This window comes from Yaniella soli (assembly GCF_054782375.1).
On sequence record NZ_BAAGSP010000088.1, the window covers coordinates 1 to 636 of the forward strand.

Sequence of the window (636 nt, forward strand, 5' to 3'; positions counted from 1 at the left end):
CCTTAGGCTTCCGTAATCTCATGCATTACATCACCAGAGCACTGCTCGACACCGGCGGATTCAGACACCAACTACACTCATTTTTACGATGAGCCACTTTGATCAGCTATTAGAGCGCGGTGTTGAATTCGAACATCATCGAGATGGACTCGGGGTCGTGTTCCAGCAAGCACAGAATCTGGAGAATTATCGCGATGTCACGCAGAAGATGCACCGTCTGGGCTACGCCGGCACGACCAGCGTCTATCAAGGTTCAGAGATTGCCGATTTTGATCCGGCCATCTCCCGCTCGGCCGCTGGCGTCATACATCTGGAAGACGAACGGCACGTGCGACCGGAATCGCTGAGTCAGGGCTTGGCAACGGCACTGACAGGGCAAGGCGGCGAACTTCAAGAAAACAGGCAGGTCTTACGCATCGAACGGGCACCTAATGCGCGCTGGACAATGATCACGGCCACGGGTGCGCGGCGTGTGTTTGATCGCCTGGTAATCGCTGCCGGGTTTTATAGCCGGGAGCTGCTAAAACCTTTGGGTATTCGGGCTCTTCCGGTTTAAGGGTGGGGTTGGTGGTCTAGGCCGCCTGCGATCAGCAACATTCTGAGTCGGTAGTTGTGGGGGTTTCGGAAGCCGCGGGC

General features: G+C 56.1%; 1 protein-coding gene. It reads left to right on the forward strand.

Features of this window, described 5'->3' with window-relative positions; genetic code table 11:
- Positions 1-88 precede the first annotated feature (88 nt).
- Positions 89-556, forward strand: a complete 468-nt coding sequence (locus tag ACYVJT_RS15325) for an NAD(P)/FAD-dependent oxidoreductase (RefSeq protein ID WP_499418572.1) — start codon at positions 89-91, stop codon at positions 554-556.
- Positions 557-636: the final 80 nt, after the last annotated feature.

What these genes read in the sequence shown, in the direction of transcription:
- ACYVJT_RS15325 (WP_499418572.1), top strand. Translation starts at nt 89, where the DNA reads ATGAGCCACTTTGATCAGCTATTAGAGCGCGGTGTTGAATTCGAACAT.